Genomic DNA, 24455 nt, shown 5'->3' with positions numbered 1-24455 from the left:
TAGGTTGTTACACGCAAGGCATAGTACTACATACTCCCTGCAGCAGGATTTTAGCTGCAGAGGCCAACGCAATTTTATTTGAAATTATTATTGCCTAACTAACTCTTTCTGACAATCAGCTTAGTACCATTGTCGTCGAATTTGTATTTAAGTCCGGATGCCGACATAAACTCCAGCACAGTTGACAGGTTTTCACTTCTGCTTATTTCTCCCCAGAAGGTGATATCAGGGATAGCGCCTTCATACGCTATATCTATATTGTACCATCGGGATATCTGTTTCATCACCTCCGACAGTGGCATGTTATGGAGGTTCATGATACCATTTTTCCAGGCCAGGGTCCGGGCTGTATCGGCGGGTAATACCGTCATGCCGGTGTTGGAGCCGTATTTCAGTGCTGCCTGTTGGCCTGGCATTAATATATTTTCATTGGTTGATGTAAGGGATGGTTTAACCATTACCTTTCCGGTGATCAGGGTTACTTTGGCGGCCATATCATCCTGGTAGGCGCTGATGTTGAAGCTGGTGCCCAGTACATTTATCAGCCCATCTTTATCATTGGCACTGTTGGAGGTAAAATGTACGCGGAAAGGTTTTCCGGCATCCTGGGCAATTTCAAAATAGGCTTCCCCACTTACTTCCACGCTGCGTTCGTTGCCGGTGAATGCTACCGGGTAACGCAGGGTGGTGGCTGCATTGAGCCATACGCGGCTTCCGTCGGGAAGTTGCAGGTGGTACTGGCGGCCACGGGGAGTAGTGATACTGTTATATACTACGGGGCCATTTGTTTGTTCACTTTTTTGCTCATAGGCCAGCTGGCCATGTTGCAGTACGGCGTTACCGGCTTTTTCCTGCAGCAGCTTACCGTCTTTCAGGCTATCCAGCACTACGGTGCTGCCATCGGAGAGGGTGAGTATAGCACCTTCACGGCCTGCCAGCATATCCGCTACAACAGCAGGTTTGCTGTTATTAGTCGGATGTGGTTGCATCCATCTGTAAACACCTACGCTGGCCACAATTGCAGCCGCCGCGGCAACAGCACGCCAGGATATTAACAGGGCCATCATCCGCTGACGGCGGCCACCAATAATATAACCGGCCATTTTATGGCGTTTATCCAGACTAAGAGAACCGTCATCTTCCGTTTGTTCCCAGCTGGCTCTCAGGAGTGCGTCTACCTGTGCAGCGGCTTCCGGAGCTTCCATCAGGGAATCCAGTTCCTGGCGTTCCGCGTCAGAAAGCGCCTGCTGGCAGGAGCGTTCAAATAAATATTCCAGTCTGGACGGTTGATGTTCCAATGTTTTGAGATTTTACACCATAAGGACAACCGAAATTTGAAAAAGGGGGTACTGGGGGTAGAAAAAAATAAAAAATATTTTCGGTTAGCCGTTAAGGTTAGCAGAGAGGAACCTGGCAATGGTCTGGTTGGCCAGTTGCAGATAGGTTTTAACTGTTTCCCGGGAGATATGCATTTCGTCGGCGATTTGTTTATAGGTAAGACCTTCGCGTCTGTTGAGCAGCCATACTTTTTGTTGCTGGGGAGGCAGTTTGCTGATGGCGTTGTCTACGAGGTTGTGCTGTTCTTCGATTGTCTGCTGATCTTCCTGGAGGGGGCTGTTGCTGGGTTGGTGGCTAATCCACTCCTGTCTTTGTTTGCGTTCCCTGGCAATTTTTTTCAGCTCATTGAGCATACGGTTGCGGGATATAACGTACAGGAAAGTACGAAAATTACGTATTTCTGCCAGTGTCTCGCGGGTTTGCCATATCTGTGTAAATACGTCCTGAACGATCTCTTCGGCCAGTGCATTGTTATCAAGATGCTTGCATAGGAAAGAATATAGCGGGCCTGAATGCGTTACCAGCAGGCGGGTGAATGCTTTTTCATCGCCCTGGGCAACATGCAGTAGCAGCACAGATTCTATGTATTCATTTCCAACGGGCAAGGGTCCTGGGTTTATTAATGGTATAGGGTACGAATTAACAAGATAAAACAATTTACGGGAGTATATAGCCTTATTCTATGAGTGGTTGGGCCAGGATGCTGAGATACTGCCGCAGTATTATTTGTTGGCATGATAGATTGCTTCCAGCATTTTCATCCTGCTTTCCTGGGGGAGTGCCTGGTTGAAGAGCATGAAGTTAAACAGCAGGTGGTTATTACATGCCATGAGGAAGGTATTGGCCACGGGGCTGTCGGATACTTCCGCTTCCCAGATGAGGAATCCTTTTTCAGGTGCCTGTTTCAGCATTTTAACGGTCATTTTGGGCTCTTCGCTGAGGTAGTCGGCCTGCCAGTGGTAATAAGCCAGGGCCTTTACGTAATCGCCCGGAACGTCTTTTGTTTCATCGAGGGCATTTTCATCGAGGATGGTAACGGCGAGGCCGGTTCCCCGTTCATCACGGAAGAATACCTGCCTGGATTCCTTGTTGACGCCATTATATCGCCAGTCGCCGGGCAGTGTAAGCATCGGCTTATTTTCGGAGAACTTGAAAGTAGTCGTGTCGTTGGTGGCCAGGAACTGGTAGCAATATTTCTGGGTGTTGCCGCTGTCGGCGAGGCAAAGCTTGCCATCATGAAGGGTGCCTTCGAGTATGCGGGTTTGTGCGCCTTCCAGTTTGGCATCAGGTGTGCCATCGTTGGATAGATGAACTTTCACGGAGCCGCCGTCGATATCATAGCGGCCACGCATACTGTATTTTCTTCCCCAGCCAAACCATTTGCTAACAGCGTGTGCATCCTCGCTGTTCACCGTCTGTTCGATGGCAGTACCATCGATGTAGAGGCGGAGATAGGTGTAAATTTTAAATTTGGTATTCGCAACGGTGCCTGTCTGGGCGTAGTATACCCCGCCGATGGTGGGTGTTTGCGCCTGACTATATTGAAAACCAACCGATAAAAATAGAAATAGTATACAAAAACGCATAAACGAATATCGATAATAAACCAGGGCGAAGATATCTTTTTAACCGATATTTTGCTGCTTTTTACCGATATAGGGTGGGGATCAACCGAAAGGCCCTTTTATTATCATGGCTATGAGCGCAATTTTGGGCACAATCCACGAGATATGCTGTACCTTGCTGCGATCATCCTGACTAATCTGCACCTGATCTACCATCAGCTGACAACCAACATGGACCTGTATCCGTTCAATAATATCCGCAATTATACCAGCAGAGAGCGTATTACGGAGGCGGGAGTAAACTTCCTGTCGATGGGGTTTCCGGTATTGGCGTTGCTGACGGGCTATAAGGAAATGGTGCTGGTAGCCTGTGTGGAACTGGGGCTGATGCTGGCAGGAGAGTTCTATACCTGGTGGACGGCCTATTTCTTCGGGCCAAAGTTTGCCTGGCAGAAAAACTGGCAGGAGCTCTATACCCGTACTTTCGGTCAGACGATCATCATTTTACCTTCCAGGGGTAAAAATCCTGTTCCCAACCTGGAGCATTGTATTCTCCACTTCCTGACATTGCTCTGCTTTATCGGTTGTTTGCTGTACTACGTGTATGGATAAACGATTGCTACAAGATAATTTTACTATTGAATGCCGTTATTCTCTATTTTACATACTTTGAAAACCAGGCAAAAAACAGGATATTTGATCCGAAAGATCTAATATGCGGATATTCGTTATTGTTACAGGCCTGCTTCTCTGCATTGGTATAGCAGTATTTGTATTTCTCCCCGGTAAAAACGCTGATAAATTCACCGATATCATCGACCTGCAATCACCGGTAAGCAAATCCCATTTATATATCAAGAAAAAAATATGGGGAATGACGGGAGAAGATCTGCTGATATTGATCTCTAATTCCCGGGCTAAAACCTATTCCATGGACCTGCAGACCGAAATGGCCTACTACAGGGTGAAACCTTTTCTGTATAAATTTGAAGCTGATACCTTGTCTGTTTACACACTCAAAACAGTGCCTGTTCCGCCAGGCTTTTACTCTGATATTAAGGTGGTGCAGCATGTCATGGATAGTGTGGCGCTGCATGCGCTGCTGGAGCATGGTGGGTATAAAAAATTGGGGATGCAGGTAGTGAGTGAGTAGGTGATTTTAGTACATTATATCTGTTTCATCAGGTTATGCTGGCGTCTTTGGAAATTAACCGAACATAGTGTGATTATATCGCAATACCCAATTGGTAATTTTTTAAAATGATTAATAATGAGCAGTTCAGGAAGTATAGTATTTTTTTTAGCTATGCTGATATTAGTATCATGTGGTAATAAAATACATCCAGAGGAATCTCCGCTAGCTATCGTTGCAAAGTTGATCTCCGCCGAATCTCTTGCTGATTTTGAGGAGGCAAAAAAATTTATTGATGTAGAAAAAGTGTATGCCAATCATCCAGACACATTATCAGCAGAACAAGCGTGGAAGACACAGGTGACTTTTTTCTATGATCTTGGAAGAGATAAGAAGTTTACCAATATTTTCAAATATTACAACTACACTATTAAGGAAGCGCAAAACGGAGAAAATGCGTCAGTTGTTTTTGAATCAAAAACGCCAGGGGATAGCATCGATAGGATAATTTATAAACTCAGATATTATAATAAAACCTGGGTGGTAGTTGGGATTGAATATCATAAAAAAGTTTAAATTTTATTCAGAAATGAAGAAGGCTGTAGCTGTTATATTTTTTGGGATATTATTGCAATCACTTTGTCTTGCACAGACACAGAATAGACGATTGAAAATTTATAGCATTACTGAATATATGGATGGCTATGTTATAAAAGGTATAGATACTTCAAATTATGATACACTTAATATTGTTTCTGTAAAAGATACTGTTCCGAAGAAGCAAGGGACTAAAAGATTGTGTGTCGGCAATATATACAATTTTAAATACGAAGATTATGTAAGTCAGGCTGCGGCAATGCCAGTAGAGAATTTTGTAATAAGAATAAAAACAACGGTAGTTTGGAACGGTGGAGATTGTATAAAAGATCGTCCTGTTTTTGGTAGAAATATTAAAGGACAATGGATGGAGGAAGAATAAGAATTCAGCTCCGTAAAGTTTTACATCCTGCCACTCAAATAAATTATGTTTTAAAACGTAGTTTTGAAATTACATCGATCTGCTGCTAAATCTTATACCTATTTCCAATCATGTTCATCTTGCAAAATAGCATAGTTGAAAATGGAAAACTCAATGTCCTTTAAGGAGCTAATTCAATCAAATATTTATCGGCAAGGGTATCATGTTACTGTTGTAGGAGGCGGTATTCAGCCGCGATTTGCTTATACAATCGGGCTATTCAGTCAAATGAATTTTGAGCTGGTTTTCCCTGGTGGGGTTTATTATTCGAAAGATGAAGTCCTTCAGATTTTTAGTACGATCATCGACAATTTTAAAATGAATGGGGGAAATTCGGGACAAAAAATAGTAATTGACTCCCTTGGGGAATTTTCATTCTTGCTGGCAGATCCAACCTGGAGCAAATTGATGTTATTAGGTGTTTTTGATTATTACAGTAAGACGGATATACCTGTATATCAAATTGTACCCGATGCCTCCCACTTCACGTACGATATTCCTGATATGTCAATAAAATGGAGTGTATTAACACAGCCGGTTTGGCAATGGTTAGACTGCAAATGGAAATATAAGGTGCCGGGGAAGTCGCAGGTGACCACAAATCTTGAAGCGTTGAAAGGAGCAGCAATTACAGAGTTGATGCGCTGGGAAGAGGATGAATGGGAAATGTTTGCTGGTTCCGGACCGGACATTGAAGAAAAAGATATTCGTGTTGTCTCTCTGGGAACAATGCTTGGCATCGATAATACACTGTTGCCGGCAGTAGACATTAAAATCGGGAAAGGTTTATGGAGAATAGACAATGGTGCTGAATGGAACGATTGGGGGTAGCCTATGTAACCTGGAGGTTAGGCAGAATTTGGTGCCCTCTGCTAAGTCAGTATGTTTATAGCCGGTGACGCACGGAGTATGATTTTACACCTATTAACAAAAATAGAAAATGAGAAAAACACTGTTTGTCCTTATTATCCTGGCATTCTCTCTAAATACCTATGCCCAGTCTATTTTCAAAGTCGTTGGGTCGGAAGGCAATATTGTCCAGCGAAATTGTGTTGATAAGAATGATGTTATTAAATCATATAGCATTGTCCTGGCTGCAGATAGTCCGGGGATTTTCCGTTCGTATCCTTTTTTTAAAAACCTGGTGATCGATTCGATGCGTGCCATAGCAGAGTTGTTGACCTTTCAGGGAGATACCAGGATTTGTACGCTGCCTGTTGTTGGCCACAATATGTTTTCTTCTCAGCTGTATATGGGTAAATTAGAAAACTATTCCATTCAGGTGGAGGCCCTTTTCTTAATTAATCAATTGGTTTTAGAAAGGCCGTTCAATTATTCTGATTATCCTGTTCTGGTAGATAAAGCAAGTGGAAAAGAAGCCACCATTTCCGGGGATATCATTGATCGGGCATTTGAAGCCTATCGGAATTGGTATGCGCTGATCAGCAAAGTGGGCCTGGAGAAAATAAGGGCCAATAATATCTATCCCTTGGATGGTACTAATCTGAAATGGCACTGAGTGTCCGCCAGACAAGATAATTATGTAGAAGGCTGGATAAATTGAAATATATGCGGATTGTTAATGCAAATTATATGGTAGGCAGCTAATCATCTTCATATAATATCTGGTATTTACAATGTTATATCCTTTGTAAAAGACTCCTGTGAATTTATAAACAGTTATGTTAGCGAATGTGGTAGTGATCCGGGAAAAATAATGAATCGGTTGCGACAGTATTTTTTAAATTGGCTAAATACTTACCTATGTTCCGAAAACTTTATATCATTTCTATACTTATCCTGACTGCTTGTTCCAATACTGCAACAAATAACGGTTGGACTAAATCAACATGTAATGGGCTGCCAAAGATGTATGCCGGGTTCAACTTCCTGGGAGTGCAGCATGACAGCAGTTTGTTTATTTCTGCAGAAGTTATGGATGTAAAAGATCCTGCCAACGCAGGGGGATATAAGTCAACATTATACCAGTCTAAAGATAATGGCCGTACCTGGACTGCATCCTTTAGTGATTCGGGAAGTATTACCGCGCTATCCGTCAATGCCACATCGGTTTATTGTGCCGTAGGTAAAAATCTATATAATCAGAATGCTCTTTTTGCTGATTCAGTCACCGTTATGGCAAATGTTGATGGTAAGGGATGGGTGCCCATATTCATGCGAAGTGATTTTTATATCAAGAATATATTGCCAACAGCTGACAGTGATTTAATACTGATTGGCAGGACTATTAGCGACACATGGGAACTACTCAAAGGAAATCCGCAGACAAGTGCATGGACAAGCTTAACAAGCTTGCCAATCGGATTTTACGGCCCAATGCTGGTAAATGATAAATTATGGTTCATTAATCGGGGAATGAAGGATAGCATTGGATATTATTCATTCAGTGCTGGTGCAATTTACAATATATCATTGCCACAAAACTTCAAAGCGTATGCTTTAGCTGAAATGGGCGGTAGAATTCTTATTGCATGTAAATCAGATCGGACAAGTATTATGAGCTATGACCCTATAACAGGGAAATTTAGGATAATGGTGACAATGGAAGACGCAAACCTTTATCCGGTTTCATTAACAGCAGATGGGGGTAAAATACTTATGCTGTTAGGGAATGGTCGGGAGGTATCTCCTGCTTATTGCATTTATAGCGGGGATATGGCTACCAATAAGGGGGATATTGAAAAACTGCCTAATGTTTATGTAACACCGTTCACCTTCTATAAAACAGCATTCTGGGGATATGAACATGAAACTATTTACACGAAGAAGATGTTTTAAATCTCCATTCCTGGAATTTAGATAATATGAAAGTGCCGGCCCGCTATTTTCCTATTCAGATGGATAAAGAAACGTCGCTAATTCCTTATCTGATGCTCCGGAGCTATTGTTTTCAACCCGAATCCATTGAGTTTTTATATAAGGATAACGAAATGTTCATCTATAAATTGAAATCAAAATCATTTCCGGAAGAATTCCTGGTGAAGGTTAATATATATGTTTGGGACAGCGTTGTATTCGAGCCCTGTGAACCGAAAATACTTCTTTGATCTGGTAGTTTAAGTACACATAAGTAAATGAAAAGAAACTGGAAATGAATATTTTGAAGATTCGTACTTTGTTAGCACTGTCCTTATTTGTACCCGGTAGCATAATATTACTGCTACGGATAGCTTCAGGGCATGAAATGGTGCTTAATTCGTTAATGGCAATATTCACTATAGTTGGGCCGCTATGCATGTTGATCTCATCACTGATGATTTTCTTTGGGGCAGATCGTAAATTGGGGCAGGTGGGGAGCATCATTCTTGTTGGGCTATTGTCTTTTTCAACGATAGCACTATTAAGCTTTATGTTTGATTTACTTTGTAATGGGCCTATAACAATAGATCGGGTAGTGATTGCCGTATGTTTGGGATTAACGATGATGTTAGTAGTGATATTCCTGCGGAGAAAACAGGAGCATAGGTCGGATAGATAGCCTTGTTTGCTCCCCAGATTTTAACAGCATTATAATTATGAATAGAAAGATTCCGGCAATGCTATTGATTTTATTGATGACTTGCCTTGCCAGCGCCCAGACAAAGTCATACAAAATAAATGTCAGCAAACAGGAGTGTCCTAATAAAAATGGTTTTTGCTTAAATGTAGAAGTATCCAGGTATGATACGGTGATTTCAAATTTGAATGAGCAATCGTTCTATAACTATGAGGAGATTTACATGTTGCCGGATGCTGTAAAAATAAAGGTGATTGAAGCACTGTTGCCATATTTGTCTGATTCCTCGCTATGCTGCCGAAAGGTGAGAACTTATGAAAATATGGAATATCCTGGTTGTTACAGAGAACGTCCTGTCTCGACTAATTTCCCAATTAATATAGAGACATTGTTTATTATTAATCGGGTAGCTTACAATCCTTTTACATTCAGAATTGGTTGCTATCCGGTGCTTTATAGTATGGGCCTGGAGCGTGAAATAAATAATGATCAGCAACAGATAAAACTAATGGTGGCGCACTACAAAGAATGGTTTAAACTGTATAAGTCGACGGGTGAATTGCCACCCAATACGATTTTGAATGCTGGTAAAATCAGATGGTGGGGACATCATTAAGACTGAAAATAATATTTGGTTCTTCGTTTTTGAATTTAGAATAACTCCAATAAAATCACTTCCTGGTCTGTAAATTGTATGAATATGCGAACGTTTTTAATGGCTGGTTTGATTTCTCTCGCAGGGTTAATCTTTGGTTGTGGTAATGCAGGTCTGAATAAGATAGGTGGCGACATTGATACTTCCGGGCTTTACAATTATTGCAATTCGTTTATTAAGGCCATTGCTACTAAAGACACTACCTTATTTTATAAAATGGTGGATAGTGATAAATTGGTGACTTATTTTAATAGTAAACATCCTCAGGACTTAATTAGTAAACAGGAATTATTTTTTCCTTTTTTCTTTGTGTATAGCCCATTAAAAATCAGGAAGGATTCTCTTATTGCTAATAGAAATGAGGAGTTGTTTCAGATGTTTAAAATCAGCACCACAGCGAATTTGTCCGGAAACAACGTGCGTGCTGACGTAGAATGGACCACTAGACTCTATTCAGCCAGGCAATCAATTTCATTGATATTAATAAAGAAAGATCATGAATGGGAAGTAGTGGGAGCTGATTGGGAGGAACTACAAAAATGAGGATGACAAGAAGGTTTTCCGCTGCATTTCCCAAATATTTAAATTGAACAAAAAATGAAATACCCGTTATTTTTGTTTTTTTTGCTCGGCTGTAGTTCCGCTTATAGTCAGACATTTAGTAAATGTAATTTGTTACATCAGATCCTGGTGTCTGCAGGAAAAAAAATCTTCTTTGATTTCAGAGATTCAGCAAATAGTCCAATTAATGCTATTGATACTTCCGGTTTCTTTGCTGGTTGCCATTTTGAAAATTTATATGATAAAAAATTGGTGGTCTTGACTGATAGTACTAAACTTTCTAAAGCCAATCAACGTATTTTTCAAATCCTCATACAAAAAAAGAAAGGCAGAAATTATATAATAGAAGTTTATTCATGAATCACACATGGACATACCGTGGCAACTGTAAAACAAAAAGGTAGCAGATTTTTATTGTTGAAGCAGCGATCAGGTTGGCTGGATTGAGGATATTGGGAGGTGCTTACAGCGCAGTAAAATAGTCTTTTTTTAGTGATAATATTCAGTGCTATTCGAATCTAAACGCATTAAAATTGTTTTATGGATAATTATAGCCTTAGCGTTTTTGCAGACTATAATCAGATTTTCGTAAATGACCGGAGTAAAGTTGAATTATATTTTCCAGTGTGGTCTGAAATGGATTATTTCGCCATGTTACACAATGATGCCAACGGCGTCGTTATAAGTACGCTGAGAAATATGGAGGTCGAAGTGTTTATAAATGTTTGTGCTGAAAGGCCTGGTATGAGCAATGCTGATTGGGACCAGGTCGTGGAGTCATATTTGTTTCTTCCTACCGGAAAGTTGGTGGTATCTGGTACTACGGATTTTCTGCAGGATTCATTTCAACTGGATGTTCCAATTGGAGGCTATCATATGCTGGTTTGTTTTTCCGGGTTGAATTCTATAAGTGAGAATGGACTTGACGGCAATGATCAATACCATGTTTTTTTATGGAAAGGAGAGAGGTTGATTGAAAATGTTATACATAAGCATAGAAGTGCCTGAGTTATTTTCAGAAACCAGTTCCTTATCAACTTATAAATAACCTAAACATACATCGTGATATCTAAACAAAAGTTTTTATTACCACATGGTAATCATTGCAGTATCCAGGTTTTTAGTTAAAACAGTGGCGCGCCTATCGCAAATTTCTTGTTGGATGGTTGAACTTATTGTTTCATATTTAATGAAAACGCATTCAATTTGATGATAATTGGATTTATTTTCCATCTTATTATAAAGCTGATGGGCTATAACAGACGATACTTTTTTTATAATGGAGCTATCTGCCTTACAGAAATCAGGATGCTTTGAATTACGTATCATTATCAAAAAACGACCATCTTTCCTGTTTTCTTTTGCGGCTCTGAAATCATGTTGCAGAAAAGCTTCGGCTTCGAAAGCTTTAGCTAATATTTCAGCATACTTGTTTTCTTCTGCAGAAAGAGGTATTTGTTGGGAATGACAGCCGCATAAGGATATTAGTAAGCATAAGAAAAGGATGGGGATAAATTTTTTTGTGGTCATATTTTCAAATGTTTATAAATATTAGATACCTTTTTATTAAATCTCGTCTTTAAATTTCAACACATTTAAATAGTAGATTAATGAAAAGTAGCTATTTAATAACTTATAAGGTAAGGTAAAAAATATATTAATTGACTATGGAATTGCGCCAGCTACCTCTGACGCGCGTTTTTCTTACGTTAATGCAAGTTGCTATATTTATCTTGTGTCTGGTGTACCTGGTGTCGGCAATCCAATCTTTTACAAGTGTGGGAACGTTCCGAAACAGGCATCTGGAATTACTTTATCTGACAAACGTATCTTTTTAATAATACTTAAACAAATATGTCCTGTATACTTACTATAGCCGGAGTAAATTTCGATATTGATGAATTTTTATATTTGTCGGGATTGGTGCCTAATAAAGTACGACGGAAAGGCGAACCGCGGTTTCGTACTAAGCCTGATGGCCCTAAAATAGAGCAGTCATTTGTAACTTTTCTGGTCAGTGAAGCAGGGTTTATGGAACTCACTGAACAAATATCAGATGCCATTACATTTTTAGAAAAAAATCAGGAAGCTTTATCCCGCCTGAAATTATTTGAAATTAATCATGCCTTTTTAGACTTTGGAACATCAACAAAAATTGATAATACAACTGTGTTATATGAAACATTCACATTTCCGGTGCCGTTACTTAAGTTAGCAGGGAATCTGGAATTAGAACTGCATCTGTCTGTCTATTCTGACCAGATGGAGGCCGTTCTGGAGAGCCGTCGCCATACATCAAAAAACTAGTTTTTTGATCATAATGTCCTTATCTTTAATAAGCATAATCTATGTTTGATAATAGTGCTATCCTCCTCAATGATCTGATAGATTTCCTGCAGCTGGAAACAAAATGTGACCGTGTTTTGATTGTTGAAACCGCACTGATAGAAGATGATCTCGGTATTACCGGTGATGATGGGGAAGAATTGATTGTTAAATTCTCCCAAAGATATCAGGTAGATATTTCCAATTTTGACATCACAAAATACTTTTATCCTGAACCCTTAATTACGCTTCATCAAATTAGCATACTGCCATTACGTGTTATAGATCTGCTAAATGCCATACAGATAGGAAAATTGAATGATGATAAAATCGGAAAATAAGAAGGTCCACGTCTATTTCCATATAAAACTGTTTTTATGTACCTCAAATGTATCTCTATCTTCCTGCTCACAACACTGTTGTAAACAACTGTCATTGCCCAGGTTAAAAAGCCTGTATGGAGAACTTGATAACTTCATCTGTTGCGCTATTTTTTTGGTATGCCTGTCAATTCAGTGCCTTTACTCTTCTATGAAAGCTATATGTATCGCAATTGCGTAATAAATTCCCAAATTGGCTTTATTTTAGTTCACCTGCGCCAAAACAAGCTCCCAAATCAAATGAATCGAATCCTGCTATTATTGCTGCTGTTTGCTTTAGTACCTTGCCTCCTGAAGGCCCAGCAGGTAGCTGCCATTGATACTTCAGATATCTACTATACAACATTGAAACGCTATTGTGAAGACAGGGAGCTTAAATCGACTGTAATACTGGTAGAGAAGGAAAGTGTTTTTACAGATAATATCCCTTCGGCTATTGGTACCGTTAAAGTTGAAGTAATTGACCTGGACAACCTGCATTTTAATAAAGGAGAAATTAAAATTGTTTTCCGCTTTTCTATGTTGCCTTATAAGCCAGGCAGGCACAATCGCTTCGATGTAATGTTGACGGAATATCATGTGACCTTGAAATCCAAAGGAAAGGATAAGGCTTTTGGGTTGAGGGATTGTGGCGGTGCAACTATGGGGTTTGATTTTGATTGTGAGCGCCAAAAATTAGTGCCGGCAAGTTATTATTTGATACAACATTGAGCCATTACGCGTTATAGATCTGCTAAATGCCATACAGATAAGAAAATTAGATGATATTAAAATCGGAAAATAAGAAGGTCCACGTCTACTTCCATATAAAACTGTTTTTATGTACCTCAAATGTATCTCTATCTTCCTGCTCACAACAATGTTGTTATCAACAGTAGCTGCTCAGGAGAAGAAACCTGCTCCTCCAAAGCATTTTACCATGAAAGACCTCACCGGTATCTGGCTGAGGGATATAAGTATGCCCGGCGACAACCTGGGACAGCGTTTCCAGTTTTCACCCAACGGGCAATTTGTTTTCTACCCCGGCGACGACAGAGACGACCTGCGGACCATCTTTAGTATCTATGGCAAATACAGGCTGGATACCAGTTATATTTATTTTACCGTTTTAAAAAAGAAAATTTGGGATGGCGACGAAATCGGTGCCGGTGAGCCTTTAGTAGGAAATATTTTTGAAATAAATACAGATAAGACCAGGGAAATACTGATTAAAAATCCACACGAACTGGATAATGGCTGCGTGATCGAAGTCGTCAATGCCAACCATATTATCCTTAATTATACCCATTACTATAAGGTAGCAAAGAAATACCTGTCTGAAGGAGACTATTACAAATTTCCCAAATAGGTTATACCAGCATATTACATGATAACTTTTATATAGATGTTCATCAATATCATGTCTGGATTAAAGGACTTGCTGTGCAATGGTTTATAGCGTTAAAGCGATCATGTGGTAATCGGCATGGTTGGTTTGCTGATATCTATTATTATTTTGAGCAACATACACTGATTTTCTGTCGACTCTCTATACGATATATGAAAAAGATCAATCTGACGTTTAAGGCGCTGTTTCTTCTCTATGCCTGCGGAATTGCTCCACTGATTTTGTTTTGTGGCATTCTTAGTGTTTTTGGTACAAAGGTCATCTATGTGAATGGTAACCCGGTAGTTGGAATCAATGGCTTTATATCTGCCATCTTCTTTATACCATTATTTTCCTTAATAATGACAGCACTAAGCTGGATGTTACTCCGGTTTGGATACTTTATCTATGGCCTTTGCTTTAAAAATGCCATGCACCATGTAGAACCATATGAAGATGACATCCTGATTTAAACACCACACAGGCAAAAACACTTTTATACGTTATTGGCTATCTTCGTAGCTTGATTAATCCATTCCGACCTGTATGAAGAAACGATTTTTACCGCTTACGCTGGTAATACTGGCTGCGTGCAACTTCGGCCGCCAACAGCCGACAGCAACCAGTACCAACCCTGTTGCGGATACCACCCCTGTATTAGCTGCGGATACAGCGGCCGACTTCCCGGAGATTGCAGCTATCCCTTCCGGGGATGATTTCCCCGGTACCCTGGCGCATATAGGAACCGTTCACCCCGACGAATTCAGTAAAGCCGACTCCGTTGCCACCTGGTTTGCTTTCTATAAAACTGATAGCAACTACTATTACAAACCGATTCAATTGCAGGTTACCCGGGTGCCAGACCCCGTGCTGGAAGATGAAGAAGGGTGGGAGATTGCAGCAGATGCCACAAAGGATACTGTTATCAGCATTGTCTACGGGGTGCCTGATCTGAAAGAAGGTAACATCGCTGCTGTAAAGCTGAAAAAAACTTCCTTGCAACCAGGCGACTCACTGACCTTCAGGTATAACGGTGCCGACTTTAAACTATATGCCACCGGACATGTCAGCGGAAAGCCCGACGATATCAGTATTCACCACTACAGGCTTTTCCTGGTAGGAATGAAGGATGGCGCCCGCATCACGCAGTTGCTGGTACAGCATACCTACCTGGATGATAATATCCCGGAAATATTGCTGGCAGGGGACCTCGACGGCGATGCCTTCCCTGACCTGCTGATTAATACTACCTATCATTATAACCTCTACAGACCTACGCTTTTCCTGTCGTCAGGCCGTGGTAAGAATGAACTGCTGCATGTGGTAGCCATGAACGATTTTGTGGGATGCTGATCAAACAATCATCGCTATAAAAACAAAATGCCATCAAATGAATGATGGCATTTTGCGCTTTTGTAACCGATGTAAAATTGTGTGTGTTGAAATAGATTACCCCGGTCAGCATTTTTACAGTTAACTGCTACATATTTTTTAGTCCTTTATAGTTCTCTTCATAGGCTTTATAAATCCCCGGATCTCTTAACAGCAGCTCTGTTTCGCAGTTATTCTGCAAAGCGTTCTGCGTGAAATTATGAGAGCCGGTAACAACCATGCGTACACGTTCATGCTGATATTCCCCATCTATCATCATAAACTTGGAATGGATGTTCTGACGCGGCCTGGACTTATCTTCCAGGTTCAGCATCTTTACATAAGCTCCTTCCTTCTCCATCTGTGCAATTTCATCAATGATGCTGTCGTCAATTTTGTTTTTGACTACCAGCTCTATGGTGGCGCCCTGCTTCAGCAGCGCATGTAGCTTCTGTGCTACATTCAGGCGGCTGTTTACCCAGTCAGACATGCCTACACGCACAGTAGTATGTGCAGGATCTGTTATATTATCCAGTATGTCGATGATAAAGTCATCTCCCGTAAATGCCCCATTACGGCGCATCGGCAGAAAACAGGCGCGGATACCGGCCGCCACGTTGTTATATTCGCTATACGTATAGTTCTTCATTCCTGCAACGCTACGGGATTCCAAATCTGTCCAGTAGTGGAGATAGGCATTGTACAGGCCTTCCTGTTGCAGTACCACTGCGTCCTGTACTTTTTTAGTATCCGCTTCCGTGAAATTGTGGGAAGTCTGGAATACTATATTGGCAGCAGTATCGCGGTCGGTAACCAGCCTGGAGAAAAGAATGAACTTATTGTGGTTGATGGCAGATTTGCTGGCATCATTATAAAATGGCTTTGCCACCAGGTTAGTACCTGCATGCTGCAGCTCCCGGATAACAGGCTTATTCTCTTCCTGTGTTTCTTCCCGGCTCACATCTACCAGTACAAATACATGCGCCCCTCTGGCAGCGGCGCGTTTGAGGGCGCTGATAATGCCACTGTGGTCGAAGCCATAGGCAGACATATGTATCTCCGCACCGGCAGGAGTGGCGTCTATCAGGGAGATAGCCCTGTCCATGATCAGCTGGGAAGACCGCCCGGCCCCCACTACATCTGGCGCCGTAAATACAGCGGATGGAAAATTGATATGTACCGGAACAACTTTTCCGCCTTCCAGGTACATCGCTTCACCTTCCCGGCAACCCAGGAAAGTGATAGCGAGTACATACAGACAAACTTTAATAATCTTCACAGTAATTAGTGATTTAATTTCTCATAAACTGCAATATCGTCGATGCTCAATCTTCCGTTCAGGATGTTGGTACCGTTGGTGGCGCCCAATCCCAGCTTGTTGATACGGAAACGAACCGGCTGCTGTAAGTCCATCAGGAAAGTTGCTTTTTGGGCCACAGGGCCTGCATTCCTGATGGTATCACCAACACGCTGCCACGTTGTTCCCTGATCAATAGAGCTTTCCAGTGTCCAGGAGGAGCTGGCATCGGTGAAATAGGAGCCATAGGATAATGTCACTTTGGAGGCGCCGTTAGGCAGGTCAAATTTCATCATCACATAAGCGGAAGTAGTCAGGTTCTGCTGCATACGGATACACTGCTTACCTGCCGGGTTAAAACGGTCCCTGTCTTTGGTGTCGCCCAGAATAGCCTGGTCGAGTCGCCATAAACCTGTTTTCAGCGTAACATCAGCTGCTGCATAGCTGCCTTTACTCGCGGCAGGCGGATTTTCGAAATCTTCAGGAAAAGTATTGTACAGCGGTCCGCTTTGATTGCTGACATCGGCAATGGTGCGTAAGGCAAACGTTTTGCTGGTGGTGCTGTCTGTTACATTGGCCTTGCTGTTGTAGTACATCGGAATACCAGTAAACGAGGCGCTGGCAGGTATTTTTTCGCCGGCAAAAACAGCGGTGCCCAGCGTTCTCAAAAAGAGCGTAGAGTCGATGCCATCTGTAATGGCTTTCATTCCGCTGTAAACATCCGTTGCAGCAGGACGCCATTGAAAGCCGCCATCTAACTGCACCAGCGTCGCCTCATAGCTGCTGAAGTTTTTAGAAAGTTCTGACATGGAAATACTCCGCATGGCAGGTTTAATATTTTGCTTTATCAGCTGGATCTTGTCTGCATTTACATTTACCAGCTGCAAAGCTCCCTGGAAATTGCGAAGGGTAGCTCCATCAACATTTACAATAAGTGAATCTCCTGCGGTATATTTTACGGCAGCGTTTTCACCGAGAGAAATAAATATGCCCCTCATTTTTCCGCGTCCATAGTTTTGCAGGGCGAAAGTACCGGCAGGCAGGTTATTACCCCTGTTGTCGGATACTACTACACCGGCAATCTGGTAAGCACCAGACAAATTATCGGTGCTTACCTGGATGTCCTGTCCTTTATATACACTGCGTAAAACCTCTATTGATGCCAGTGGACTAAGCGTTCCGTGGGCATAATTGGTATCTTTTTTCAGACATCCCATAAATGGCATGACTGCAAGTAATAGTGCCGGTATATAGAAACGTTTCATATTTTTCTTTTACTGAGAATGATTAATTTTTATTCCACCACATTTTGACATTGATGTCGTCGCCACCCATGGCAGCTACCGCAGCCTGATAATTGGTTTTGTTGAGCGACTGCACCGCTACAGGATATTTGAAACGGGAAGGCATCTCTCCGTTGTTTTTCAGGCCCGGGCCTTTAGGCAGCACCGGATGACCGGTACGACGATACTCTATCCATTGCTGGAAGTCGGTGAAAAACAGGCAGTAATATTTCTGCACCATAATCATTTCCAGTTTATTGTCAAGGGTCAGGTTGGTGTCCCATTTGATACCATCTTTGGTGAGATAGCCTGCCGGTAAGGCAAAGCCCCAGAGGGTAATACCCGCTTCCACACCGTTGTTGTAATAGTCTGCCGGGTTAGCGTTGATATAGCCTTTCAGCGCGGCTTCTGCCAGGATGAACTGCAGTTCGCTGTAGTTCATAATGTTGCCTAACAATGGTTCATCTTTCAGGGAAGCCAGGTAAAAAGATTTACGCTCTGGTATTACACCGCTGGCGTAACCACTTGGTGCACCTTCATAGGCGCCGTTTACGGTACTGGCCCATTTGGCAATACGGGGGTCATTCCATTCTATCAGGTTATTGATAAAGAAAGTAGTAAGACCATTATCACCGTTGAAGTCATAGTCTCTGTAGGTATTGAAGGCAGAGGTATATGGCGGCACGGTGGTGAAACGCAGGATCGCTGATTCTGCGTTGTTAGTAAAAATAGGGTAGGTAGCAGGCGTTTCTACGATCTGTTTGATTTTCGCTGGTGCATTCATTTCTGCTTTTGCAGATACGCGCATCAGTAAACGCAGGTAAAGACTGTTGCCAAATTTTCTCCATTTGGTAATATCACCCGCATAGAGCGGGTCCATGGATGCATTATCGGTAGGCAGCGCCTGACCGGCAGCCAGCAAGGTATTGGCTTCTTCCAGCCGGGTAAATAAATCCGCATAGATATCCTTCTGCGCATCAAATTTAGGCTGGAACTGGCTTTCACGGCCTTTGTTCGCTTCTGAGTAAGGTACGTCCCCGAATACATCGGTAATAAGAGATACTGTCCATACATCCAGGATTTCACCAATGGCCATATACGATTTGCTGTTAATGGTTTTGGCGCCGTTATAGATATCCAGGAAATTGGTGCGGTTAGTATACCAGTTAGACCACATGTTGTCTGATTCTGCCGGACGGACCACATATCGGTGTATCTCATCGGAGTTAATCATGGTAACATGGTCCTGCATCAGTTCATTGGTGAGACGCAATGCCCTGGTCTGGTTATTATTCACCATGGAGTAGAGATTTGGCGCCAGCAGTGTTTCTGGTGGCGCTACATCTGAAGTATTGGGATTGGTATTGAGTTTCGCAAAGTCTTTGGTGCAGGAAGTGCCTGCCATTATTGTCGCTGAAAAGATAGCGTATGTTGTTATCCTGAAATTTTTCATGATAATCCGTTTAATATTTTAGAATGAAGCGGTGATATTAATACCGAAGCTTCTTGTTGATGGGAACTGTCCGATTTCAAAGCCCTGGTTGATGTCGCCATCGCCCAGCGTACCGAATTCCGGATCGAATAATGGCCAGTTGGTAATCATAAACAGATCACGTCCGTAAATGCCGACGGTGCCTTTATTGAAGCCCATTTTGCGTAATACGCGTGGTGTGAAGGTATAGTCGAACCTGGCTTCCCTTACTTTGATGAAATCAGTGCGGAAGGTGTTGGATTCTACGTTGTCACGTGTATAGTGTGCATTGTAGTAAGCGGAGATATTGGTAGCGATGACATCATTTTTACGGTAAGTACCATCCGGGTTTTGGATCACACCATCACCGATAATACCGTTGTAACGGCCAGGCAGTGTTTTCTTTAACTTACCTTCTTCTGCAAGTACAGCATGGGTGAGGGAGTAGGCTACACCACCGGTTTGCCCGTCTACAAGGAAGCTGAAGCGGAATTGTTTATAGGAGAAGCTATGTCCCATACTGGCTTTCCAGCGTGGCATGGTGTTACCGAGATATTTGGTAGTCTGGTCCATGATCGGGTATCCCTGCTCGTTATAAACGATTTGTCCATCCGGAGAACGCAGGTAGCCAAGGCCGTAGAGGTCGCCCATGCGGCCACCGGGGCGTGCTTCGATAGAACCTCTGTTGGCTGGTCCGGTAGATAATACATATGTTTCAATACCATCCGGCATACTGGCGATGGAACTTTTGTTGGAACTGAATGTTCCGGTGATATTCCAGATCAGCCCATTTTTCTGCTTGATAGGTGTTCCATTGGCTTCAATTTCTATTCCTTCGTTGCTGATAGTACCTGTGTTCACAATCGCGCTATAGAACCCGGAAGCTTTATCTACCGGTGCTTTTACGATTTGTTTGGAAGTACTGTTTTTGTATACGGTCAGACCCAATCCCAATCTGTTATGGAAGAAGTTCGCATCGATACCGCCTTCCAGACTTTGCGTAAACATGGGTTGCAGGTTCAGGTTGGTTACTGAGCCCGGGTTGGTTAAACCACCCTGGAATTGAGTCGTCAGATACCCGAAGGAGGTCAGGTATGGGTTGGTACCACCACTGCCGACGCCGGCAAGAGAAGCCCTCACTTTCAGCAGGGATATCTCTTTTGGCATCTTGAAGATGTCGGAGAGGATAGCACTGGCATTCACGGAAGGGTAGAAGAAAGATACGTTACCTCCACCGGCAGGATTTGCCAGGGTACTGCTCCAGTCGTTACGCCCGGTGAAATCGAGGAACAGGTAACTATTGTAGCTGAAGGTGAGGAGGCCGTACAGGCTGTTTACAGCGTATGTCGACTGATAAGGATATGTGGTGAGTGCATTCTTCGCGTTCCCGAAGTTATATTTTCCAGGGAACTTCAGTTTATCGGCTCTTACTTCATCTTTATTGTAGTAGTTCAGCATACGGGAACCACCGAAGGAAATGGAGCTGTTAAATTTGTTGATGGTACGGTTATAACGCAGCAGGAAGTCACTGTTTACTTCTCTTGAATAGATATTCTGTGTACGGTACATGCCGTCTACATATTTCTGGGTATTTTTAGGACGTTGCTGAGAACGGCCTTCAGTACTGTAATCCAATGCTGTTCTTACCTGCAGGCTGAAATCTTTGGTAAAGTTATAGGTAGCAGATACGTTCCCGATAATACCATTTCTGTTCATCTTATTCAGCATTTCATATGCCTGCAGATATGGATTGTCCAGCAGACTGCTGAATGGACGTGTTTGCGCAATCTGTTCCTGGCCAGGTACCCAGTAGTCTTTAAACCAGTTGATATTGGCGTTTGGCACCATACCACGAATGAAATACATGATGGTCTGGTTATTATAACCGGTAGATGGCAGGTTATCGCTCTTCTTGTTGGTGTAGTTCACTTTGGTAGAGATCTGTAATTTGTCTGATACCTTGTGATTTAAGGAGAGTGCTACAGTATTTCTGTTATAACCGGTATTAGGGATGATCCAGTTATTGTTAAGATTGGTGTATGCCAGACGTACGTTGGTGTTGCTATTTCCTCCCTCGAGCGATACGCTGTTGGTAAAGGTTTTTGCTGTCTGGAAGAAATCTTTTCTGTTGTTTTTATAAGGTACCCATGGTGTTCTCACGGTGCCGCCGGTACGGGTATTGGGATCGTACTGGAAATAGCTCTGGCCGTCGAATTTAGGCCCCCATGCGGAGCTGGTACTACGGGTGCTGGCACCATCTTCTGTGGCACCATAGGAGTACCAGGTATCCTGTCCTTCTGCTCCCTGACCATATTCATATTGATAGTCCGGCCAGTGGTTAATGGTTTCAAAAGTAGAATTGGAGTTGACGGTAACACCAAGTCCTTTAACCATTGGTCTGCCGGCTTTGGTGGTAATGATGATGGCACCATTTGAACCACGTGCGCCATATAACGCAGCAGCTCCCGGCCCTTTCAGTACCGTAACGTTTTCAATATCATCCGGGTTAATGTCGTTCAGACTGGTACCATAATCGGTAGGACTGTCATCGCTCAGGTAAGCACCACTGCCGGTGCCGGTACGGCGGCCGCTGGAACCATTGATAATCACGCCATCCACTACTATCAGCGCCTCGCTGGAGCCGGTGAGGGAGTTTTCTCCGCGAAGGATGATTTTGGTAGAGCCGGCAGGGCCTCCATTCGCTTTGAGCATATTCAGGCCTGCTACCTTACCGGTGAGGGCATTGGTCCAGTTGTTACTGATGGCGTCTGTCAGCTGTTCATTGGTCACTTTAGTGGCAGCATAGCCCAGTGCTTTTTCATCACGACGTATACCCAGCGCCGTTACAATAACGCCGTCCAGCTGGGTAACATTCTGCTTCATGATGATTTTGAGGTTAGCTGCATCTGCGGTAACCGGATAGTTATAGGGATCAAGGCCGATTGCCTTGAAGGTAATAGTACTGCCTACAGGGGCTTTCACATCGAAGGAACCTGTTTCCTGTGTAACGGCCACTGTTTTGCCATTCACGGAAATACTTACACCAGGTAATGATCCTTCGTTGTTGGAGCCGGAAACAGTTCCTTTGAGTCGCACCATTTCTGCCTGCTGCTGTGTAGTTTGCTGTGCTGTGGCAGATTTGATGTAGATGTTGTTGTTCACCTGTTTCAATTCCATGCCGGTGCTGGCAGCTACCAGTGTAAGGAGCTTGTCCAGCGGCATTTTTTCCGAAGGAAGCTGCAATGTTTTGGAAGTTTGTAATGCATTGTCATCATACATTACAGATAATTTTTCCTGTTGCTGCAACACCGTAATCATTTCTTTTACGGTGATGTTTTTTTTCTGAAAAGAAATAACCCGGCTGTTGTTTTGTGCTACAGCGGCATTAAAGAGTAGCAGAAAGGTTAGTCCGCTCACCGTCTTTTTCATATAGGAATGTTTAAGCATTATTTCTGTTTGGATGTAAGGGATAGCACTATTTCATGCTGGTTCACTTTATAAGAGAATCCTGCCAGAAAGCCGAGGCCGTCCAGCACGGTATATAGGCCATTGTCCTCAATGCTGCCAGTAAAAGAAAGGGAGGTATGCGTATTGCCTGCGATACTGATTTTCACGTTATACCACTGTTGGATTTTAGCGGCAATCTGTTCCAGGTTATCTTTCTCAAACACCAGCCTGTTGTCTTTTACAGCGGTTACTTCTTCAACTGCAATGCTGTCGAGCTGAGAATGGCGGGTAGCCGGATTATAGGTAAGGCGTTGCTGTGGCAGCAGGTTTATGTTGACAGCAGCTGCGCTGACATTGATCTTTCCGGTAGCTACCGCTATTTCCTGTGGAAGATCAGCCCTGGAAACGATACTGAAGGAGGTGCCCAATACGGTAATATTGGAATGGTCTGTCTGAACGCGGAAAGGTTTTCCCGGTTGTCCCTGTACATCAAAGAAGGCTTGTCCGTCCAGTGTTACCAGCCTGTCGGTATCACCGAATGCTGTTGCGTTATAGGCCAGTGTAGAGTTGTACTGCAGCCATATTTTGGAACCGTCAGGTAATACTACCTGTTTCTTTTCTTTTTCGCCGGTATGGATATTTACCAGCATAGGTGCTACGGGTGCAGGCTTACGGAGGAGTCCCCAGCCAAGTCCGATGGCCAGTGCTGCTACTGCGGCGGCGGCGCCATAGCGCCACCAGGTACGCCGGTGGGTTAATTGTTGGGCTGCATCTTCTGCGGCCATTACCTGCATGACCTGTTCCCATGCCTGTGCGGCATGTTGTTGTACAGGAACTTTGTCCAGCTTATGTTTGCGCTGTTTTAATGCATCCAGTATCTGCTGGTTTTTAGGAGCGTCCTGTAGCCAGGCCTCTACTTCCAGTTTTTCTGTTGCAGTACATTCACCCTGCAGGTATCTTATTAAAAAATTAGCTTCCAAAAGTTTGCCGTTTACATATAGGAGGAAGCGGCGTCAGATTTTTCCTGTTAATTAATGTTAAGGAATTATGAACAGGATGTAAACCCTTTGTGGTAGCTGTTTCAGGAAGAAAAAAATTATTTCATGAGCAGGAAAAGAAGGCCTGCCAGTATGGTCAGGTCATAATCTCCGGAGGATAATTGCAGTTGTTTACTCTCGCCTTGCAGTTGTCTGATGGCGGCATTTAGTTGGTATTCTACTTTCTTGGGCGTAATCTGCAATACCTGCGCTATCTCGCGCTGGGTAAGGCCCAGTAGTTTCATGTCTATGATTTCCCGCTTCACCGGGTCCAGCCTGGAAAGCAGTTGCTGCAGTTTCTGCCTGGCTTCTTTATTTACCAGGTGAGTGGCCGGTGTATCATCGGTGGCGATGGATTCGGCCATGAAATCGGAATCGAGGATGTCGTTCTGTCTGCTGTTATTGCGCTTATAGCAAAGGCGTCTGGCGGATACCAGGAGGTAGTTCTTCAGGTTGGTGCTGACCCGTATATTGGCGCGGTTCTTCCATAAATCACAGAATAACTTCGCGGATATATCTCTTGCTTCCTCATAATCATCTACAAGTGCAAAACAATATCTGCAAATCAAATCAAAATACGTTTCATAAACACCCTTGAAGGTCTGCTGGTCCCATGCTACGGCATTGGTGTCTGTTACTATCTTCATAATCGCGGTGCAAATCTATGTTAGCGATTTGCTTTTAATTAAGCC

The 24455-nt window shown here is 42.9% G+C and carries 27 protein-coding genes; 17 read left to right on the top strand and 10 right to left on the bottom strand.

The genetic code is table 11. The features are described from left to right. Positions 1-98: 98 nt before the first annotated feature. From F3J22_RS23815 to F3J22_RS23805, 3 genes are all read right to left on the bottom strand, one after another. Positions 99-1298, bottom strand: coding sequence for a FecR family protein (locus tag F3J22_RS23815; RefSeq protein ID WP_167020427.1), 1200 nt, complete (start codon positions 1296-1298; stop codon positions 99-101). 84 nt (positions 1299-1382) lie between these two features. Then, positions 1383-1943, bottom strand: coding sequence for an RNA polymerase sigma factor (locus F3J22_RS23810; protein WP_167020426.1), 561 nt, complete (start codon positions 1941-1943; stop codon positions 1383-1385). Positions 1944-2060: 117 nt separating this feature from the next. Further along, complete coding sequence (locus tag F3J22_RS23805) at positions 2061-2924, bottom strand: hypothetical protein (RefSeq protein WP_167020425.1); 864 nt, start codon at positions 2922-2924, stop codon at positions 2061-2063. Positions 2925-3068: 144 nt separating this feature from the next. Here F3J22_RS23805 and F3J22_RS23800 point away from each other — a divergent pair, with 144 nt between their 5' ends. The 11 genes from F3J22_RS23800 (at position 3069) to F3J22_RS23750 (ending at position 10794) form a co-directional block, all read left to right on the top strand. Beyond that, a complete protein-coding gene (locus tag F3J22_RS23800) occupies positions 3069-3515 on the top strand; it encodes a hypothetical protein (protein ID WP_167020424.1) in 447 nt (148 codons plus the stop codon). A gap of 103 nt (positions 3516-3618) precedes the next feature. Then, complete coding sequence (locus tag F3J22_RS23795) at positions 3619-4056, top strand: hypothetical protein (protein WP_167020423.1); 438 nt, start codon at positions 3619-3621, stop codon at positions 4054-4056. Positions 4057-4173: 117 nt separating this feature from the next. Continuing rightward, the gene (locus F3J22_RS23790; protein WP_167020422.1) at positions 4174-4611 is read left to right on the top strand and encodes a hypothetical protein; all 438 of its coding nucleotides are present in this window, start codon (positions 4174-4176) and stop codon (positions 4609-4611) included. A gap of 13 nt (positions 4612-4624) precedes the next feature. Next, the gene (locus F3J22_RS23785) at positions 4625-5014 is read left to right on the top strand and encodes a hypothetical protein (protein ID WP_167020421.1); all 390 of its coding nucleotides are present in this window, start codon (positions 4625-4627) and stop codon (positions 5012-5014) included. A gap of 141 nt (positions 5015-5155) precedes the next feature. Then, entirely contained in the window at positions 5156-5884 is a 729-nt protein-coding gene (locus F3J22_RS23780; protein WP_167020420.1) for a DUF4262 domain-containing protein, read from the top strand. A 109-nt stretch (positions 5885-5993) separates the two neighbouring features. Next, on the top strand, positions 5994-6572 hold the full coding sequence (locus F3J22_RS23775; protein WP_167020419.1) for a hypothetical protein: 579 nt from the start codon (positions 5994-5996) through the stop codon (positions 6570-6572). Positions 6573-6817: 245 nt separating this feature from the next. Further along, complete coding sequence (locus F3J22_RS23770) at positions 6818-7852, top strand: hypothetical protein (RefSeq protein WP_167020418.1); 1035 nt, start codon at positions 6818-6820, stop codon at positions 7850-7852. Between the two features lie 737 nt (positions 7853-8589). Continuing rightward, positions 8590-9186: a hypothetical protein gene (locus tag F3J22_RS23765; RefSeq protein WP_167020417.1), complete on the top strand. Its 597-nt coding sequence runs from the start codon at positions 8590-8592 to the stop codon at positions 9184-9186. Between the two features lie 84 nt (positions 9187-9270). Continuing rightward, positions 9271-9768 (top strand): SAM-dependent DNA methyltransferase, encoded by a 498-nt coding sequence (locus tag F3J22_RS23760; protein WP_167020416.1) that lies wholly within the window; start codon positions 9271-9273, stop codon positions 9766-9768. Positions 9769-9915: 147 nt separating this feature from the next. After that, entirely contained in the window at positions 9916-10146 is a 231-nt protein-coding gene (locus tag F3J22_RS23755; RefSeq protein ID WP_167020415.1) for a hypothetical protein, read from the top strand. A gap of 180 nt (positions 10147-10326) precedes the next feature. Next, complete coding sequence (locus F3J22_RS23750; protein ID WP_167020414.1) at positions 10327-10794, top strand: hypothetical protein; 468 nt, start codon at positions 10327-10329, stop codon at positions 10792-10794. A 78-nt stretch (positions 10795-10872) separates the two neighbouring features. Here the strand turns inward: F3J22_RS23750 and F3J22_RS23745 are convergent, their stop codons facing one another. Continuing rightward, on the bottom strand, positions 10873-11316 hold the full coding sequence (locus tag F3J22_RS23745; protein WP_167020413.1) for a hypothetical protein: 444 nt from the start codon (positions 11314-11316) through the stop codon (positions 10873-10875). A gap of 324 nt (positions 11317-11640) precedes the next feature. Here F3J22_RS23745 and F3J22_RS23740 point away from each other — a divergent pair, with 324 nt between their 5' ends. The 6 genes from F3J22_RS23740 to F3J22_RS23715 all read left to right on the top strand — a co-directional run bounded on the left by F3J22_RS23740 (position 11641) and on the right by F3J22_RS23715 (position 15210). Continuing rightward, on the top strand, positions 11641-12093 hold the full coding sequence (locus F3J22_RS23740) for a hypothetical protein (RefSeq protein ID WP_167020412.1): 453 nt from the start codon (positions 11641-11643) through the stop codon (positions 12091-12093). A 41-nt stretch (positions 12094-12134) separates the two neighbouring features. Further along, a complete protein-coding gene (locus F3J22_RS23735) occupies positions 12135-12452 on the top strand; it encodes a DUF1493 family protein (RefSeq protein ID WP_167020411.1) in 318 nt (105 codons plus the stop codon). Positions 12453-12731: 279 nt separating this feature from the next. Next, positions 12732-13202: a hypothetical protein gene (locus F3J22_RS23730; protein WP_167020410.1), complete on the top strand. Its 471-nt coding sequence runs from the start codon at positions 12732-12734 to the stop codon at positions 13200-13202. A 109-nt stretch (positions 13203-13311) separates the two neighbouring features. Continuing rightward, a complete protein-coding gene (locus tag F3J22_RS23725) occupies positions 13312-13839 on the top strand; it encodes a hypothetical protein (RefSeq protein WP_167020409.1) in 528 nt (175 codons plus the stop codon). 191 nt (positions 13840-14030) lie between these two features. Continuing rightward, positions 14031-14330 (top strand): hypothetical protein, encoded by a 300-nt coding sequence (locus F3J22_RS23720; protein ID WP_167020408.1) that lies wholly within the window; start codon positions 14031-14033, stop codon positions 14328-14330. A 73-nt stretch (positions 14331-14403) separates the two neighbouring features. Further along, on the top strand, positions 14404-15210 hold the full coding sequence (locus F3J22_RS23715) for a hypothetical protein (RefSeq protein ID WP_167020407.1): 807 nt from the start codon (positions 14404-14406) through the stop codon (positions 15208-15210). Positions 15211-15337: 127 nt separating this feature from the next. Here the strand turns inward: F3J22_RS23715 and F3J22_RS23710 are convergent, their stop codons facing one another. From F3J22_RS23710 to F3J22_RS23685, 6 genes are all read right to left on the bottom strand, one after another. Beyond that, positions 15338-16507, bottom strand: coding sequence for a phospholipase D-like domain-containing protein (locus F3J22_RS23710; protein ID WP_167020406.1), 1170 nt, complete (start codon positions 16505-16507; stop codon positions 15338-15340). A gap of 5 nt (positions 16508-16512) precedes the next feature. Next, positions 16513-17790, bottom strand: a complete 1278-nt coding sequence (locus F3J22_RS23705) for a DUF5689 domain-containing protein (protein WP_167020405.1) — start codon at positions 17788-17790, stop codon at positions 16513-16515. A 22-nt stretch (positions 17791-17812) separates the two neighbouring features. Next, a complete protein-coding gene (locus F3J22_RS23700; RefSeq protein WP_167020404.1) occupies positions 17813-19261 on the bottom strand; it encodes a SusD/RagB family nutrient-binding outer membrane lipoprotein in 1449 nt (482 codons plus the stop codon). Between the two features lie 18 nt (positions 19262-19279). Then, entirely contained in the window at positions 19280-22708 is a 3429-nt protein-coding gene (locus F3J22_RS23695) for a SusC/RagA family TonB-linked outer membrane protein (RefSeq protein WP_167020403.1), read from the bottom strand. A 17-nt stretch (positions 22709-22725) separates the two neighbouring features. Continuing rightward, a complete protein-coding gene (locus F3J22_RS23690) occupies positions 22726-23706 on the bottom strand; it encodes a FecR family protein (protein WP_167020402.1) in 981 nt (326 codons plus the stop codon). Between the two features lie 116 nt (positions 23707-23822). Next, complete coding sequence (locus tag F3J22_RS23685) at positions 23823-24410, bottom strand: RNA polymerase sigma factor (RefSeq protein ID WP_167020401.1); 588 nt, start codon at positions 24408-24410, stop codon at positions 23823-23825. Between the last annotated feature and the right edge of the window lie 45 nt (positions 24411-24455).

The organism is Chitinophaga sp. Cy-1792, assembly GCF_011752935.1.
In the GTDB taxonomy this organism is placed as follows: domain Bacteria; phylum Bacteroidota; class Bacteroidia; order Chitinophagales; family Chitinophagaceae; genus Chitinophaga.
The sequence above is the reverse complement of the archived record's forward strand: the minus strand, read 5'-3'. Positions and strand labels throughout refer to the sequence as shown.